This is a genomic window from Floccifex sp. (genome assembly GCF_051873495.1).
Lineage (GTDB): Bacteria > Bacillota_I > Bacilli_A > Erysipelotrichales > Erysipelotrichaceae > Floccifex.
The window spans coordinates 32,291-33,376 of record NZ_JBJEEX010000096.1 but is presented as its reverse complement, the minus strand read 5'-3'; the positions used below and the strand labels follow the sequence as shown (position 1 = coordinate 33,376).

Sequence of the window (1,086 nt, the reverse complement as noted above, 5' to 3'; positions counted from 1 at the left end):
CAGTAAGAAGTATCCGTGAGGACTTCAATTTCTCGATGTGTTTGAGTATATTCGGTCACATTTTGAGTAGCAGGATACAATGGATGCTCATATAAAGAAAGTATACATACCCATGACAGAAACAAGTTTTTATATTCTTATGTGCCTGCAACAAGAAAATCATGGATATGGTATTGTACAAAAAGTAGAAGAAATCACGAAAGGTGAAATTAAATTAGCGCCAGGAACGATGTATGGTTCTCTTTCTAAAATGGAAAAAGACGGCTTGATTTCATTGGTACGAGAACAAGATAAACGCAAAATCTATTTGATTACGTCCTTAGGACAAGAAGTATTGAATCTAGAAAAAAAACGCATTGCGCGTTTATATCAAAATATGAAAGAAGGCTTTTAAATATGAAACAATTAAAGTTATTTGATATTACACAGCACATTGAGGAACAAGAATACCTTCACCAAATGCATGCCAAAGGATGGAAATTTAAGCACGTAACTTTTCCGGGTATTTATTCATTTGAAAAAGTAGAACCGGAAACAATGATTTATCAATTAGACTATAATCCCGATGGGTTAAAAGAAAAACAAGAATATGTACAGATGTTTAAAGACTGTGGATGGGAGTATATTCAAGAATTTATGGGATATTCTTATTTTCGTAAAGCCAAAAAAGAAAAAGAAGATGAATCTATTTTCTGTGATGAACAATCTCGTAATGAAATGATCAATCGTGTCTTTAAAGGACGATTAGTACCCATGTTGTTTATCTTTTGTGGATGTATCATTCCTGGTATTTTAACAGGAACACTTCAACGCAATAAAATGATACTGATTCTATATATTGTGTTATTTGTGTCATATCTCATTATATTTATTCAGTTTGCTTGTTTTTATTTTAAGGAGAAAGACAATGATTGATTTTATATTAGCCGCCACTCCATGGATTTTATTAGCGCTAAGTATTGTTTTGGTTTTATCTCATGAAATAAATGGAATTGTCCTATTATATGGAATACTATTTGGAGTTTTTGTTCATTTCTTTATCAAAATTGATTTAGGATTATGTATGACATTAAGTATGTTTATCTT

At 31.0% G+C, this 1,086-nt stretch carries 2 protein-coding genes; both read left to right on the top strand.

Annotated features, from left to right (window positions below; translation table 11 throughout):
- The first annotated feature begins 79 nt into the window (after positions 1-79).
- A complete protein-coding gene (locus ACI313_RS05765) occupies positions 80-394 on the top strand; it encodes a PadR family transcriptional regulator (protein ID WP_320607749.1) in 315 nt (104 codons plus the stop codon).
- Positions 395-396: 2 nt separating this feature from the next.
- Positions 397-915: a DUF2812 domain-containing protein gene (locus ACI313_RS05760; protein WP_320607750.1), complete on the top strand. Its 519-nt coding sequence runs from the start codon at positions 397-399 to the stop codon at positions 913-915.
- The last annotated feature ends 171 nt before the right edge of the window (positions 916-1,086 follow it).

Bases quoted from the DNA above. Each gene is read 5' to 3' on its own strand.
- ACI313_RS05765 (WP_320607749.1), top strand. From the start codon at position 80: ATGGATGCTCATATAAAGAAAGTATACATACCCATGACAGAAACAAGT.
- ACI313_RS05760 (WP_320607750.1), top strand. From the start codon at position 397: ATGAAACAATTAAAGTTATTTGATATTACACAGCACATTGAGGAACAA.